Source organism: Paenibacillus sp. JT22N12, assembly GCF_056269365.1.
The window spans coordinates 50,954-66,213 of record NZ_JBWDNU010000002.1 but is presented as its reverse complement, the minus strand read 5'-3'; the positions used below and the strand labels follow the sequence as shown (position 1 = coordinate 66,213).

The following is a 15,260-nucleotide window of genomic DNA, read 5'->3' as shown; positions in this document are numbered from 1 at the left end:
GCTGCTTGAGGGTTCAGGGGACTAGAGGCTGCAGCTTATGCTCCCTGTAATCAAAATACGCTCCTTCGAGCAGCCCCACCAGCGTATTCGTTACGTCCACCTCTATTGTATTGCCTTCCGATCGAAGCTGGGCGGAGCTCGCCCTCCAGCGGTAGGGCGACCAGGATTGTACGCCCAGATCATGACCATTCAGTCTTATCTGAACCGAAAGTGTCGTTTCCCAGTCGGCAAACTGTATATCTATCTCATCCGTCCGGGCAGGCAGGCTCATATCCAGCTGTCGGGTGAACCGCAGGGCGCCTGCATAATACGGGAAGCCCTCAGTGTAGTGATGAGGAAGCGAAGCCGCTGTCCGCGGTACAGCCGTTATCATCGGAAGCGCGGAACCCTGGTTTGGCTGGAGTTCGACCCCAAATGACCCTGCCAGATAAATCGCGTCGAGCAGCCCGTCTTCATCGCTTGATATTCGAACGCTGACTGAAATTTCATTGTCGCCAACGCGCAGCAGCGAAGCAATATCGCTGCTGATGTTCCGGTAATCATACAACTCGGCAGCTCGAAACTGATCACGGCAAAATGACGTTCCATTAACCATCAGCACCCACTCGCCTGAGATTGCCAGCTCATCCATGACAAGCGAGCATTCGGCAGGAAGATCTGTCACAAGCAATCTTGTACGATAGGTTACGTCAAGAGGATAGTCCATTCCTACTTTCATCGGAGTGCCGAAGGATTGCCGGAATGCTACAGGAAGAGCCTGCACGGCGGCCAGATCCTCGCATTGATCGATGAATGTCTTGACCCCGACAAGAATCCCCTCTTCCTCACCAGGCATTTGCAGGGAAAACCGGTCCAGCCTAATCATGTTCGGACCAAGCGGTTCCACAATCCACTGCGCTTCCGAAGTGATGCTGATGCACTCCTGTGCAGGATTATGCGGTTTTCCAGAATTGCATTCCGGGGCTTCCCGCTTCGCGGCAGTATGCTCCTGCGGCCGTTCGAATGCACCGCCTTCCGTTTCCCTCCCCGGACGGGGGTTTCGATTGCCGGCTATCCCGCTCACCCGTTCCTTCTGCACCGCCAGGATCAGCCGTGATTCATAAGGCGCAAGCATAAGCCTAACTGCTGCAGCTCCGCCGCCAGTCTGGGATGATTCGTCCGGCCGCGCATTCCAATCATATTCCGGGTGCGAGAGATAAGGTTCATGGCCCACCTCGCCTGTGATCAAATCTGCCGGAAGCAGAACCATTGCTTCCCCCTGGACATGTCCGCCCCGGTCCGGCAGAAGCTCCGCATCCACCCTTAATATAAACGAAAGCTGACGGCCTTCCTGATTTGTCAGGAAAATCATCCCCGTATCTTCTTCGAGCCAGCGCGTCTGCATGAGCAGCGGAAGATGTTCGTCTGCCGAAGCCGCCTTGACTGTTACCGCTTGCGGGAGACAATCATCCAGCAGCCTGGTCACATGATCCAGCACCAGCTGAAATGGCCCCGAAGTGCCGCACGGGATAAAATATACGGAACCGGCTTGTCCCTTCCGGTATCCAATCCGGCCGGAATCCTGACTCTCTGCCGATCCCGTTCTGTCCGATTCCCAGTAACCGGCGCGCGGGGACTGCTCAACCCCGAAGAAAGCCGCTGCCTCGTCTTCCGCGGAGCTATCCGCTGCGATATGCTCATATGGGAGCAGCCCCATCCCGATCACTATGCCTCCCTGTGCAGCGAAAGTCTTCAGAGCCTTCCATGCTCCCGCCTCCAGATTCGTTACCGGCGGCAGCAGAATCGCTTCATAACGGGCATGACCGATTGTGACGACGCCTTCGTTAATGTCGGCTTCCTGGAGCAGCTCGGGATCAAGATGGTCGAAATCCCGGCGTGTCTCCAGCAGATGCACCGACAGCGCCTTCCAGTCCCCGTGAAGACGTTCCAGTCTCCGTTTTTGCTCCTCATCTTCACCCGCATATTTGAATCCATGCAGAGGATTGCCCATATGCGTCCAGAAGCTTGTTACCGGGTCCAGCACCGCGATCCGAATGTCTGCAGCCCCCTGACTCATCATATAACTGAGTCTGCCTGTATAATCGGCAAGCTGCCGAAAATATGGCCAATAAGGATTTTGCAGAAATTGGGATGGAGGCGCGTCATGCTTGGAGAGGCCATCCAGCGTATAGAAGAAAGCATGAAAATTAAACAGATTTGTTCCCAGCACGGCCAGCCGGTCGATCATCCATTTGGCATCCTGCAGCGTCATGGACCAGCCTACGCTATGAAAGCATTCAATCAGATTCCGCTCCCTTCCCAGCTGACGGGCCAGCGAGCTGACCATCTTCGGGTTATAACGCATCTCCCCCGCATACCTCTCCAGCACCCAGTGCAGCGGCCGTCCCAGCTTTTCATGCGCCGAGTCGCCGCCTGTAATGTGGCTGTACCGCTGTGTCGTCATCCGTACCGATGGCGCCTCGGCCACATAAGCAAGCCCATGCTCCCCGCACCAATCATGAAGCTGCTGATGATAGTTGGAGCGCAGCAGCAGATGAACCGTCTGAAAATAATCGTAACGGATCCGTGCGCCATCCGGACAATCCGGATACAGAAGCGCATGCAAATGATCACGCAAATCATAGTTATGCAGCTCCCTGAAAGCTGCCGGCAGCTGCGGCGACCAAGGGATGCTGCCCAGAAACCCCGTCTCGTCCCCGAAGAACCCCTTAATGGGGTCACCGAACAAGTCGCCTACATGGTCGGCATATTTCTCATGGGTCAGCCGGATGAAGGATTCGACAGCCTGACGGTTGCCGGGATCAACAAATGTCCCGTAATATTTGAAATCCTCCAGTTCCTTCTCCAGAAACAAAATGAGCTCCCATTCTCCGTCCGGAGCGTCCCAGATCAGCTCGTAAGCGGTTCCATAACTAAAGAAGCGCTTGCGGTTATACGCCGTGAGCCCGGCTTTTTGGAAGATGCGTCGTGTCTGCCTGCTGCCTATTGATCCGCGGATATCGACGGCCTCATCCCAATTCAACAGGCCTCCTTCACCAACCGGTACCGCCTGAGCGGACAATATCCGCGCCCAGGGCAGTTCCTCCCGCACGCTGCGCCCGCCCTCTGCTCTGCGGGTAATGGTCTCCAGCGTATAATGCTTCGCTTCCGGATGCAGCAGGGTCACCTCGCCGCCCGCAATACCGCTGGGGTAGGGATATTCATCGTACAGCCATGCCTGAAGCCCAAGGCTTGCGGCATACTCCACTGCCAGACGAACCTTCTGAAACCACTGTTCAGACAAATAAGGCACTTCAAGCCCCTGGCGCGGGCAAATAAAAAATCCCCCTACGCCTTTGTCCGTCATCTCCCCGATCTGCCTCTTGATCTGATCATCCGCCATTTCTCCATTCCAGAACCAGAACGGATGAATCCGGTCTTCCGCATGCGGATGTTTAAAACGGCTCCAATCCATAAATTCAAGCCTCCTTCGTATGAACAATCAGCTTCTTCTAAAGGATCGGTCAAATAACCCGGCTGCGCTTGCGGAAACGTCATCTGGTATTCGCGGGGGTATAAAGCTTATTATGCTTCTCCCGGACTATTTCCGTCTGCACCGCCGATTCATCATCTTCTATGCCCGCCTTCACCCCAGAGAGGCGTATCCATGGCGGTCATAAAAAAACGGTCCCCTCGACCAGGCGCTTGCCAGATGCAGCAGCAGCTCCGTCTTCAGCTGTTCCCGAACCGGCTGGTACTCCGCTTCAGTATAAACATTATACCATTCCTGGGGGTCAGTCCGGAGGTTATACAATTCTCCGTGCGCCTCATCCACCCGCTCGATGGCATCCTCAATCGTACCGGATAAGTAGATGATCAGCTTCCAATCCCGCTTGCGCCACATATAGCAGGGAGCCGAATGAAGTCCTTCCGCTCCTTTGCCGTGAAACTCGCTGAACGTTCCCCGGCGCTTGCGCTCACCCAGAAGATCAAGTCCCGGCAGAATCGGGTTCCGCGGCAGTCCCGCTATTTTACTGAGCGTTGGCACAAGATCAATCAGCTCGGCCTGACGCTCATCGACTGTACCGCGTTTATCCCCGGGTATCACGGAACCGGACAATATGAGCGGCACCCTGACGCTGGAGTCGTACAGACAATACTTGCTGAAGCGGTATCTGCGCTCGCCGAGCATCTCGCCGTGATCCGACAGAAATACGATCAGGGCATTGTCCAATCTTCCCTGGCGCTCCAGCGACTCCATCACCAGGCCAAAATAATGATCCAGCCAGCTGCAATTTGCATAATAACGCAGCGTAGTCCTTCTGCGCTCAAGCGGACTCATCGCTTCCCAGGCCTCGCGTCTCTCCAGATACATTCGCCGGCTGCCTGTATTCACGCCGTCCGTAGCCGACAAGTGCGTTCCCTCCTCGTCCTCCCATGGCGGCTGCGGGATATCGGGAATATCCTCAAGCCGGTACAGATCCTCAAATTCCTGCGGCACATTGAACCCGGCATGCGGCTTCAGAAAGGACAGATAGAGGAACAAGGGACGATCCGGATCGATGCCGCCGTCCAGAAAATTCAGACACTGCCCGGCTACCCAGCCGTCGCGGTGCTGCTCCATCGGTATTCCGCTCGTTCGGCCCATATAGCCTAGCGCATTCTCTTCCCCGCTGCCGTAAAGAGCCGTTTCCTCGCTGTAAGCCCGCAGCCCTTCCGGATCATGGTCTCCCATCATCACAGCTCCGTCCTCATAGTGGCCGCTCTCCCGGGAAAGTCCGACCGAACGCACTTCAAAGCCTCTCGTAGGCGGAACGGGATTCCGGTGTCCATGGTTCCAATGCGTCTTGCCGAATCCTGCCGTCTGGTATCCCGCCTTGCGCATCAATTCGGGCAGCGGCTCGGCAGGAAGCTTGTCTTCGTCGTAGAGACCTCCATGATTCGTCCGCACGCCCAGTTGGGAAGGATACAGACCAAGCATCATGGAACTGCGGCTCGGCACACACATCGGCGCCTGACAAACCGCCTGGTTATAAACAATACCGCTTTCGGCCAGCTTGTCGATGTTCGGTGTCTTAATTGCCGGATTATACAGACCGATGCAATCCCAGCGCTGCTGGTCGGTCATCAAAAAAATGATATCGGGTTTCATATGCTTCATCTCCAAACCTAGCCTTTTATAGAACCAACCATGGCTCCTTTGGCAAAATGCTTTTGCAAAAACGGATAAACCAAAACGATCGGAGCAATCGCCACAACAACGGCAGCCATCTTGAGCGATTCTGAGGGCGGAACCTCCACAAACTCTCCAGGAACGGCCAAATCCGTATTGGAGGCATTCAGCAGCATATTCTGCAGCAGAACCTGGATCGGCCAGCGGGAGGAGTCATTCAAGTACAGCAGGGCGGTAAAAAATTGATTCCAGAAGCCCACTGCATAGAACAGCCCGAATGCCGCCAGAGCAGGAAGCGACAAGGGAAGCATGATCGAGACCCAGGCCCGCGTCTCACCGCAGCCGTCAATGGCAGCCGATTCTCCGAGCTCTTGCGGCAGACTGTCGAAAAAGTTTTTCATTAGCAGTATATTCCACCCGGTTGCCATAGCCGGCAGAATCAAGGACCATAAACTGTCAAGCAGGCCCAATTGGCGAATAAGAATAAAGTTTGGAATAATACCCGGACTGAACAGGATGGTGAGCAGGGTAAGCAGCATCAGCAATCTGCGACCCATCAGCTTTTTCCGGGAAAGGGCATAAGCGAAGGAGGAGGTAACAGCCAGCGAGCATACGGTGCCGACGACCGCCAGAAAGGCGCTGTTCCCGAGCGAGCGCAGGAACGCATCGGTGGATAACAGATAACTATAGGCGTCGAATGACCATTTGGACGGGAACAGGATATAGTCCTTGGTCAGCAGCTCCGTTGAATCCGTGAATGAAATAACAACTACGTAATAAATCGGGAAAAAGGTGAGGAGCGCCATCAATCCCAGCAGCCCCCCGTTAATCAGACGGAAGAGCCGGTCCGACATACTCGGCCTGATCACTTGTTAAAACACCCCTTCCTCGCCGAACTTCCTGGCCACTTTATTTCCAATCAGCACAAGAGCAAGCCCGACGAGAGATTTGAACAGCCCTGCAGCCGTGCTGTAGCTGAATTGGCTTTGCTTGATCCCAAGCCGGTACACGTAGGTGTCGAATACCTCCGCCACATTGGATACGGCACCGTTATACATGAGGAAAATCTGTTCAAAGCCGACATCCATCATGTCGCCGAGCTTCAATATAAATAACACCACGATTACGGAGCGAAGGCCTGGCAGCGTAATATGCCACATTTGTCTCAGACGTCCGGCACCATCCATCTTCACAGCTTCATAAAGACTGGGGTTGATTCCGGCGATTCCCGCCAGAAACAGGATGGTTCCCCATCCGGCCTCTTTCCAGATGGATTGAATGGTCACCATCAGCCAGAAGGCATTCGGGTTCGTAAGAACAGCCAATCGCGGTCTTCCAAGCGCCTCCAGAATATCGTTAACTAGCCCTTCGCCTTTGGCGAACAGGAAGAACGTCAAACCAGCGATAATGACCCAGGACAAGAAGTGGGGCAGGTAGATTACCGTCTGCACGAGACGCTTGAACAAGACGCTTCGCAGCTCGTTCAGCATCAGCGCAATCAGAATAGGCAGCGGGAAAAACAGAAAAAGGCTGAGCAGATTAATGGCAATCGTATTGCGGAACAGCATCCAGAAATCCGGATTGGCAAAAAAACGTTCAAAATGCTTCAAACCCACCCAAGGACTATGCAAAATTCCGGCGAAGGGCGAATAGTCCTGAAAGGCGATGACAATGCCCCACATCGGCACATACTTGAACAAGATCAGAAAAAGAATTCCCGGCAGGGCAAGCAGGTACAGGGATCTGTCCCGATACAGCCTCCTGCCGAGCCTGCCCCATTTTCCTGCCTGGTTCGGTAATTCAGGTCCGGCAGTTTTCATTGCCTTCATGCCGCTATCCTCCTTATGGACCGTCAGCTCAAGGGTGAAGCGGCATCAGCCGTCTTACTGCCCGGTACGCTGCTTATAGGCTGCAGTCATTTCTTCGGTCATCTTCGTTACGCCGGCATCCTGCTTCAGTGCGGCTACAAAATCATCCCAAGCTGTAATCGGCTCGTTGCCCAAGATGATTTTAGCTTTTAAATCCTGGATTTTTTTGTTCAAATCCGGCAGAATTTCATTGGCGGTCTCCGATCCCAACCCGACCGTCGGGTCGGCAGTGCTGCCGGTTTGCGCATCCTGCACCTGTTTGAAGATTTTGAGCGCCTCCGTCTCCTCGGGTGTGGAGCCAACGGTTTCAGCAGGGAGCAGTATATTGACGATCTGATTAAAATCCGACGCATTATCTTTTGTTCTCTGATCGACATCGATAACCTTTTGGCCATCCACCAGATTATAATCACGGCCTTCAATTCCGTACTTCTGAATTTCAAACACTTCAGGATTCATCCACGTATCGATCAGCTTCAAAATCCGTTTCATCTTATCCTCCGGCACGGACTTCGCAATGGCCAGAATCCCGTTAAAGCCCGTACCTTTTGGTGTATAACCGTCAATCGAGGTCACCGGGTAGAAATCGGCGAATGAAAATCCGGGATCGATCTTCTTCAGATCATCCGCATATACATGCAGAGTACCTGTCTTGTCCACAATGATGCCGGCCTTGTTGGACTTGAACAGATCCCGGCTGTCCGTCAGCTTCAGCGACAACAGGTCCTGCGGAATCAGCTTTTCCCGGTAGGCCTTGGCCAGATACTCCAAGGACTCGCGCACCTCCGGCAGAAAAGCGGAGTATACGAGCTGCTGCCCGTCCCATTTCCAGCTGCCGTTCACACCCGTAAAGGAGTTCTCAACCGCCCCAAGCACCGGACCGAGATTGGTATCGTTGGCATCCAGATAAGCCGCGATACCGACCGTATCGGCTTTACCGTTGCCGTCCGGGTCCTGATCCGTGAAAGCTTTGGCCACCTTATACAATTCTTCTGTCGTGGTTGGCACCTGCAGGCCTAAGCGATCCAGCCAATCCTTGCGGACGATAAAGAAGCTCTCTCCCTCTTCCGGACGCGGGCGAGGAATCCCGTAGTTGTTTCCGTCTGCTTGTTTGGTTACATTCCATGCGTTCTTGGAAATGCCGTTTGAGAGATTGGGGTAATCCTTAATATAAGGGGTGATATCCCAGAATGCGCCCTGCACAACAGCTGTACGGAATGCGGTAGAGAACGGATCATTCACCATCAAGAGATCCGGCAAATTTCCGGAAGCCAGCGTCACATTCAGCTTCTCGGTGTAGATGTTGTTGGATACCCATGTAATCGACATTTTCGAATGGGTTGCTGCTTCAATAGCGCGCTTGATCACGTTATCATCTGCCGCGGGCGGCGTGCTTGGCGTAATCGTCTGAATGGTCAGCTCAAGCGGGGCTTCGCCTGTCGTATTCGCGCCCTCAGCGCTTCCGGCATCAGAACCAGTCTTGCCGCTGCTGGAGCAGGCGGAGAGAAGCAGAGAGCCGATTAACGTCAGAGATACCAGCAAAAGCCGAAAATTGCGGTTGCCCCTCGGGGCTTGTTCGTTATACATGTTCATTTCTCCTCGCGATTAATTTCCTGTTGGCCTGACGATCGGAGAATCCTCTCCTTAATCAGGAGATTCGCCGGTTCTTGGCCATTTTTCGGTATTCCCCCGGAGTAGCTCCCACGATTCGCGAGAAGAGGCGGGAGAAGAAGGAGGCATTGGCGAATCCGACGGACTCCGCAACAACCTCCATACTCCGGTTCGTTTCGTGCAGCATTTGCTTGGCGCGTTCGATCCGGATATGCTGCAGCATCTCATTGACGCTTCTGCCTGTCTCCTGTTTGAACACGCGGCCCAAATGCCGCTCGCTCAGATTAAACACCTGAGCCAGATAAGCAAGTGTAAGCTTTTGATGAAAATGATCTTCCAGAAACACGCGGACACGGCGGGTCAGAATTTCGTGGCCGCCGCAGGCATAGGACACCTGCTTTGTCGTCTCCCGTTTTTCATAGAAACGGGATAACAGAACGAGCAATTCCATCAGCTTGAAGCGAATCAGCAGCGGTGAGCCTGAATCCTCATCCTTGGTCTCGGCAATCATATCCTCCAAAATACCGACGATGGCCGATGACTGTTCGGCGCTCAGGGTCATTTTTCGGGGCAGCCTGCCGCTGCCATCCATGAATGGCGTAATAAAAGCAAGCGTCCCGGGCATCTCATGATCACCAGGAAGGCAGCCCGCCAGGGACTGCGGAACAAACAGAACATTGATAATCTCGATCCCGGAACCGTTCAGATGCTCAATGGCATGCCGCTCGCCGGGATGAATGCTGTACATATCGCCCGCCCGCACCTCGTAGGGAAAACGGTCAATGAGATGCAAGCCTTCGCCCTGAACCACATATACCAGCTCGATGAAATCATGCGCGTGCTCATCAAACACGTTGTGCTGTCCATGGGAAGATCGCTGTACCCAGATGCCTTGAGCATTTTTGCGGTATCCCGATAACGTCTTGACGGTCATGCAGATTGCTCCTTCCTGCTGGATGCCCCGGATTAATACCAAGTAATTCACTCGTTTTTATATTATTTATAATAACGCATTATACGGTTCGGTTTCATGCTCTATCGGGACAATATCATGTCTTATTCGGACTTTTTTCCAGCCAATATATTCCTGAAAAAACAAAAAAGCCGCTTTAATCCGCACGGGGGCGGAAGCGGCTTTCGAATTTATCTTTACTGACGGTTTTGAGGAAATCGGTTTATACAAGCCCTTGATTATAGTCGAAGCCAATCCCCTGCAGGAAAGATCTGGCCAGAACGGCATGTCCGGTCTGCGACGGATGGACCCGGTCCCAAGCAAGCGTAGCCGGATACAAATGCTCCAGCAGACGGTTGAATGCCGCCTGGGTGTCGACATAAACCGCATCGTACTTCCCTGCAATCCGCTTCACTGCTTCACCGTAGCGGTCCATCGTTTCACGCATCGCATCGGTTGGATTAGGTTCGATGTAGAACGGAGTCATAAGCACTAATCCCTTCAGAACGGGTCTTGTTCGGGCAACCAGCTCTTCAAGGGTCTGCTCGTATTCCTCCAGATACACATGGGCTTCCGTCATCGCAGGCACGTCGAACTGCCGCCAGACATCATTGGTTCCAATCATGATCGACAGCCAATCCGGCTTGAGGTCAATGACATCGGTTTGCCAGCGGTCCTTCAGGTCCCTTACCGTATTTCCGCTTGTTCCGACATTGACAACCCGAATGCCCAGCTCCGGATATACAGCCGTCAGCAGTGAGTCAACCACGCCGACATATCCTCTGCCAATCGCATTGAACAACCCTTCCCCTACCGGTCTTGCCCGGTCGCAATCCGTGATGGAATCGCCGATCATGACGAGCTTGTCCCGCTTCTCCAGCTTAAGCATTAAGGATTCCTGCCTCTCCTAGTAATTCCCCAAGAAATATTGAAAAATCTTGTCATGGTGTCCAGGCAGCCCTTCATGCCCGAAATCCGGATAAATCTCCAACCGCTTCGGCGCCGTTATCTTGTTGTAAGCCGCAAATTGAGTGGATGGCGGACATATCGTATCCATCAGACCTGTTCCCATCAGTACCTCGCCTTTGATGCGTTCGGCCAAATATTGAATATCAATATAGCCCAGCTTGGTGAAAATTTCATCCTCCCGCTTATGCTGCGGGTCGAAATGACGGAAATAGGTGCGAAGCTCGGCGTAGGCGTCCTTCGCCAGATCCATCTCCCATACGCGCCTGTAATCGCTCAGGAATGGATAGACCGGCGCCAGCTTGCGTATACGCGGCTCCAGCGAAGCGCAGGCAATGGTCAGACCGCCTCCCTGCGACCAGCCTGTTGCGAATACCTGCTCCGGGTCCACATTGGGCATCTGCATGACAATGGAAGCCAGCTGCGCCGTGTCCAGAAAGATATGCCGGAACAGCAGATTATCCGGCTGATCATCCAAGCCGCGGATAATATGGCCGTGATGCGTATTGCCGGTCACACCGCCGACATCCTGTGAAAGTCCGCCCTGTCCTCTGCAGTCCATGGCAAATACCGAGAATCCCAGCGAGACATAACCGAGACGCTCATGCCAATCGCCTACATTCCCGGAATATCCGTGAAAATGCAAAACCGCCGGCCGGGGCATGTCCGCGTGACGGGGACGGGCATATTTAACATGAATCCGCGCTCCCCGCACACCCGTAAAATAAAGATCGAAGCATTCCGCAGCAGGTGTCTGGAAGGAGCTTGGAACAAGCTCGATCTGCGGTTCGGTCTGACGCATTTCATTAAGGGCCCTGTCCCAATAATCATCAAAATCGGCAGGCCGTGGATTTCTTCCTGTATACGCTTGCAATTCGGCAAGCGGCTTATCAATTGTAGGCATTTCTCTAACTCCTTTGCTGTTGTGATTACTTTCCATGTTAGCGGTTTTATTCTTCATCTGTAAAGTTATTTTTGCAGAAAGCTGCCCCGGAACGGACCTTGCCGTCAACGCTGCAGGCAGCTTCGCTTCATGTCATCGACGGTTATCCGCTGCTTCGCATGCATGATCGGAAAACAGAGGGGCACAATGAATAAAGCGCAAGAAAGAAAGGCTTGTCATTTATCAAAATATGGAGGGTTTACATGCTGCGGAATAATCATTGCGTTCGCTTGATACGAAAAACTGTTCTTATCCTCCTCGCAGTCATGATAATCTCCGGCTTACTTGATCCGGTGCGGAGACTTCATGCTGCTCCGCTTGATAAGCTCCCAGCTTCCTTACATATTCAACTTCAGGACGAGCCCGGCATCCTGCCGCTTAACATACCCGGCTTCAGCGAGCCTTCCTTCCAGAGCAGAGAGACAGGCCAGCAGAAGAAAAAGAAAGTTTCGCGCCGTGACGCCACATCCTGGGTAGATCTGCAGCAGCGTTATCCCGGGACCTTCGTTATTGGCGGCCCGCGCAAGGAGAGGAAGGTTGCGCTTACCTTTGACGATGTGCCTGATCCCCGCTACACGTCCAAGGTGCTTGATATATTGGCCCGCCATAAAGTCAGGGCGACTTTTTTTGTAGTCGGATCGCGCGCCGCTTCTTATCCGTCCATAGTCAGGCGCATTGGCAGGGAAGGGCATGTAATCGGCAACCATTCCTATAACCATGCGGTATTCTCGCGTATTTCCCTGTTTGCCTTCCAGCAGCAGATCCGCAATACTGACGCCATATTGCGTCCGCTCGCCGGATATAGTCCCAGATTAATCAGACCGCCCTATGGGGAAGTACTGCCCGGGCAAATTGAGTGGATGAAGCAAAACGGTTATATTGCCGTCAACTGGGATGTCGACTCTGTCGACTGGCGGGGCATCGACAGCAGTACGATATTGTTTAACATCAAGAAAACCCTGCAGCCCGGCTCCATTATTCTTCAGCATGCAGGCGGAGGCATCGGTCAGGATCTATCGGGAACATTAGAGGCGCTGCCCAAACTGATCAAGCTGCTCCGCAGCAAAGGCTATCAAATGGTTACGCTCCCCGAGCTGCTTGGAGAGCCGGCTGCACGAAGCGTAAAGCCCTGAAACCACCAAGCGGCGCCCCTGCAATGGGGCGCCGCTCATTTATGATCGATTATATTGAAGTATTATGATTTGCCAAGAACAAAAACCTTTACATATTGAAACCCGAACTTCTGGGCTTTTTCCTGCGATTGCGGTACGAAGATATCAATGCGATCCCCTTTGATCCCGCTCCCCATATCTGTCGCTACGGCCATCATGCCGCCAACAGGCAAACCGTCATGATCGTAACCGGTGATATACACCTTGCTTCCCATCGGAATACGGTTGGGATCAACTGCGATCGTACCCAGCTTGAGCGGGTTGCCGTAATAGTCAACCGGGCCCCAGCCGTTCTCGGATTCATCAGCTGTATAGGCGCTTGCTTTGGCTTGTACAACATCTGTATAGTTGTAGGCCAGTCCGTTGACTGTCACGGTATTTTTCGGCAGCGCTTTGGCCGTGGATTCCATTTTAATCGCCTTGACCGCCGCGGTTTTCGGAGCTGCTGCCGTTTTTTTCGCTGCCGATCCCGGCACTGTAATGGACAAGCCCGCATAAATATTGGACGGGTCCACGCCTGGATTCGCTTTCACCAGCTGATCAAGCTGCACACCGAATTGCTTGGACAACGTCCAGAAGGTATCATTGTGTTTTGCCTTGTAAACCGCTGCAGCGTTTGCCGCCCCTGCATGGGCAAGAATTGCCAATCCAAGTACAGCTGCTGCCGCGCCTTTTTTCCATTTTGCATTTACCAAAACAAATGTCCTCCTTTTATTTACGGGTTTATAGGCATGTTCTGATACAGAACTGTCTTCAAACTCCGTCATCGCTCAAACAAGGCAGCCTCTCTTCCGATTGGTTAAGTATGCCTGTTTGTGCATGCGGCCTGCGAGGTTAGTTGTCGGATTCGGATTGAGGAGTTCAACCCTACGCCAAAGCGGATATGCCCGCTCCAAAGCGATTCACCCCCAGCGGATTTTCACCCTGCCATTTCGACTGGCTCGGATAATATTCCGCGAGGCAGGAAACAGATTATTGCTTGCTGAAAGCATCTGTTTGCTGCCTCATAAAGATCCCCCGTACGATAAGTTTCGGCTCGCGTTAAAGGATACCATAATTCTATCCCCCAAATACACTGGTAAATAGGTCCAGCCGCGAACAATAACGGGATGAACGCCATTCGTTTATCCCTCTGTCTCCCATTCAAAGGCAGACAGCTCAACTGTGACGGTTGTACCGCTGCTTTCCTCGCTTTCAAATTTCAGCGTACCGCGGTGGGCTTCAATAATGCGCAAGCAAATCATGAGTCCAAGCCCGGTACCGGAGCTTTTGGTCGAGTAGAAGGGGCTGCCTAGACGCTCAAGCTTATCCTTGGGGATTCCCACCCCTTGATCTTGAATGCGGACAATGAGCATACCCGCGTCCCCCTCCTTCAGGGTAATGGATAAATCTCCTCCGCTTGGCATCGCCTCTATGGCATTTTTCATCAAATTGATAAATACCTGCTTGAGCTGATTCTCATCGCAATATACCGTCGGCATCTTCGCGGCAAAATCCTTTTTCATCTCGACATTGTTCATAATCGCCTGCGTTTCCAGCAGCGTAATCACATTCTCCAATATGGAGGCCAGATTATGCTGGCTGAACTGCTTGACCTGGGGCTTGGCCAGCGCCATAAATTCCTGCACGATTGTATTGATCCGGTCCAGCTCCGCAAGCATAATATTGAAATATTCATGATGGTCGCTTACCTTTGTTTTTAGAAACTGCGTAAAACCCTTTAAGGAGGTTAAAGGGTTTCGGATTTCGTGAGCGATTCCCGCCGCCATCTGACCTGCTACCGACAGCTTCTCTGACCGGATAATCGCTTCTTCCTCTCTTTTGCGCTCCGTCAAATCACGAAACACGCTTTGCACAACAAAGGGGCGTCCCTGAAAATTATGAATCCGGATGCCGGAAACCTCTACATCGATGATCCTTCCATCAAGGCTGACGATTTTGGATTTCATAAAGTCCAAAGGTTCATCCGAGGCCAGCAGCAAGCTCATGCGTTCGCTCGTCATTTGCCGGTAATCGGCATGAATCAAATCCATATAGGTAACGGTAAATAATTCCTCAACCCTGGTGGCGCCAAAAAGGAGGAGGCCGGCATTATTCGTATATAAAATCGTTTCCCCGTCATGAACGACGATGGGTTCAGGCAAGTATTTGATCAGGCGCTGATACCTGAGTTCATGCTCGCGTAAAATTTCATCTGCTTTTATCGTACTGGTGACATCCGTCAGCGTACCAACCAGTGCGGGGCGGCCATCATACTCGACCAGTAATCCCTTGGCTTCATAGTAGAACAGACTTCCGTCCTTCCTGAGCCCTCTGAGCCAATTGCGGGCGCCCCTGCCTTCCCCTCTCAACCGACGGCTGATCTTGTCTTTGAAAAATGCCCGGTCTTCCTCGAAGACCAGATCCTTGGGCTGCATACCGATAATTTCCTCACGGGAGTATCCGAACATCTCCGCCAGACACGGATTGACATACGAAATTTGATCTTCATGAAAAAGAAAGACGCCTATCCGCGACTGATCAACCAATTGATGCAGATGAGTGGAAATAAATGACTCGTATTGAGATTGTTGATCCTTCATAAAGCTCATCCCCC

General features: G+C 52.8%; 11 protein-coding genes and 1 riboswitch. Of the genes, 1 reads left to right on the top strand and 10 read right to left on the bottom strand.

The genetic code is table 11. From position 1 onward, the window contains the following. Positions 1-13 precede the first annotated feature (13 nt). The 8 genes from AC0YOA_RS05895 to AC0YOA_RS05860 form a co-directional block, all read right to left on the bottom strand. Positions 14-3,454: a glycosyl hydrolase gene (locus AC0YOA_RS05895; RefSeq protein WP_475785852.1), complete on the bottom strand. Its 3,441-nt coding sequence runs from the start codon at positions 3,452-3,454 to the stop codon at positions 14-16. 171 nt (positions 3,455-3,625) lie between these two features. Further along, entirely contained in the window at positions 3,626-5,131 is a 1,506-nt protein-coding gene (locus AC0YOA_RS05890) for a sulfatase family protein (protein WP_475785851.1), read from the bottom strand. Positions 5,132-5,148: 17 nt separating this feature from the next. Then, entirely contained in the window at positions 5,149-6,018 is an 870-nt protein-coding gene (locus AC0YOA_RS05885) for a carbohydrate ABC transporter permease (protein ID WP_475786613.1), read from the bottom strand. Between the two features lie 6 nt (positions 6,019-6,024). Further along, on the bottom strand, positions 6,025-6,972 hold the full coding sequence (locus AC0YOA_RS05880) for an ABC transporter permease (RefSeq protein WP_475786612.1): 948 nt from the start codon (positions 6,970-6,972) through the stop codon (positions 6,025-6,027). 63 nt (positions 6,973-7,035) lie between these two features. Beyond that, the gene (locus AC0YOA_RS05875) at positions 7,036-8,607 is read right to left on the bottom strand and encodes a type 2 periplasmic-binding domain-containing protein (protein WP_475785850.1); all 1,572 of its coding nucleotides are present in this window, start codon (positions 8,605-8,607) and stop codon (positions 7,036-7,038) included. Positions 8,608-8,668: 61 nt separating this feature from the next. Next, positions 8,669-9,565, bottom strand: a complete 897-nt coding sequence (locus AC0YOA_RS05870) for a helix-turn-helix domain-containing protein (protein ID WP_475785849.1) — start codon at positions 9,563-9,565, stop codon at positions 8,669-8,671. A 241-nt stretch (positions 9,566-9,806) separates the two neighbouring features. Next, positions 9,807-10,472, bottom strand: a complete 666-nt coding sequence (locus tag AC0YOA_RS05865; RefSeq protein ID WP_475785848.1) for an SGNH/GDSL hydrolase family protein — start codon at positions 10,470-10,472, stop codon at positions 9,807-9,809. An 18-nt stretch (positions 10,473-10,490) separates the two neighbouring features. Then, positions 10,491-11,453, bottom strand: a complete 963-nt coding sequence (locus tag AC0YOA_RS05860; RefSeq protein WP_475785847.1) for an acetylxylan esterase — start codon at positions 11,451-11,453, stop codon at positions 10,491-10,493. A gap of 242 nt (positions 11,454-11,695) precedes the next feature. Between AC0YOA_RS05860 and AC0YOA_RS05855 the strand changes: the two genes are divergently transcribed. After that, on the top strand, positions 11,696-12,625 hold the full coding sequence (locus AC0YOA_RS05855) for a polysaccharide deacetylase family protein (protein ID WP_475785846.1): 930 nt from the start codon (positions 11,696-11,698) through the stop codon (positions 12,623-12,625). A 62-nt stretch (positions 12,626-12,687) separates the two neighbouring features. On the opposite strand, the gene AC0YOA_RS05850 is transcribed toward AC0YOA_RS05855, so the two are convergent. Next, positions 12,688-13,359, bottom strand: coding sequence for a 3D domain-containing protein (locus tag AC0YOA_RS05850; protein WP_475785845.1), 672 nt, complete (start codon positions 13,357-13,359; stop codon positions 12,688-12,690). Positions 13,360-13,472: 113 nt separating this feature from the next. Further along, positions 13,473-13,711, bottom strand: a riboswitch (cyclic di-AMP (ydaO/yuaA leader). A gap of 77 nt (positions 13,712-13,788) precedes the next feature. Next, entirely contained in the window at positions 13,789-15,246 is a 1,458-nt protein-coding gene (locus AC0YOA_RS05845; RefSeq protein ID WP_475768642.1) for a PAS domain S-box protein, read from the bottom strand. Positions 15,247-15,260 lie beyond the last annotated feature (14 nt).

Excerpts from the sequence above, each read along its gene's own strand:
- AC0YOA_RS05845 (WP_475768642.1), bottom strand. The coding sequence starts at position 15,246 with ATGAAGGATCAACAATCTCAATACGAGTCATTTATTTCCACTCATCTG.
- AC0YOA_RS05860 (WP_475785847.1), bottom strand. The coding sequence starts at position 11,453 with ATGCCTACAATTGATAAGCCGCTTGCCGAATTGCAAGCGTATACAGGA.
- AC0YOA_RS05890 (WP_475785851.1), bottom strand. The coding sequence starts at position 5,131 with ATGAAACCCGATATCATTTTTTTGATGACCGACCAGCAGCGCTGGGAT.
- AC0YOA_RS05875 (WP_475785850.1), bottom strand. The coding sequence starts at position 8,607 with ATGTATAACGAACAAGCCCCGAGGGGCAACCGCAATTTTCGGCTTTTG.
- AC0YOA_RS05870 (WP_475785849.1), bottom strand. The coding sequence starts at position 9,565 with ATGACCGTCAAGACGTTATCGGGATACCGCAAAAATGCTCAAGGCATC.
- AC0YOA_RS05865 (WP_475785848.1), bottom strand. The coding sequence starts at position 10,472 with ATGCTTAAGCTGGAGAAGCGGGACAAGCTCGTCATGATCGGCGATTCC.
- AC0YOA_RS05895 (WP_475785852.1), bottom strand. The coding sequence starts at position 3,454 with ATGGATTGGAGCCGTTTTAAACATCCGCATGCGGAAGACCGGATTCAT.
- AC0YOA_RS05855 (WP_475785846.1), top strand. The coding sequence starts at position 11,696 with ATGCTGCGGAATAATCATTGCGTTCGCTTGATACGAAAAACTGTTCTT.
- AC0YOA_RS05880 (WP_475786612.1), bottom strand. The coding sequence starts at position 6,972 with ATGAAAACTGCCGGACCTGAATTACCGAACCAGGCAGGAAAATGGGGC.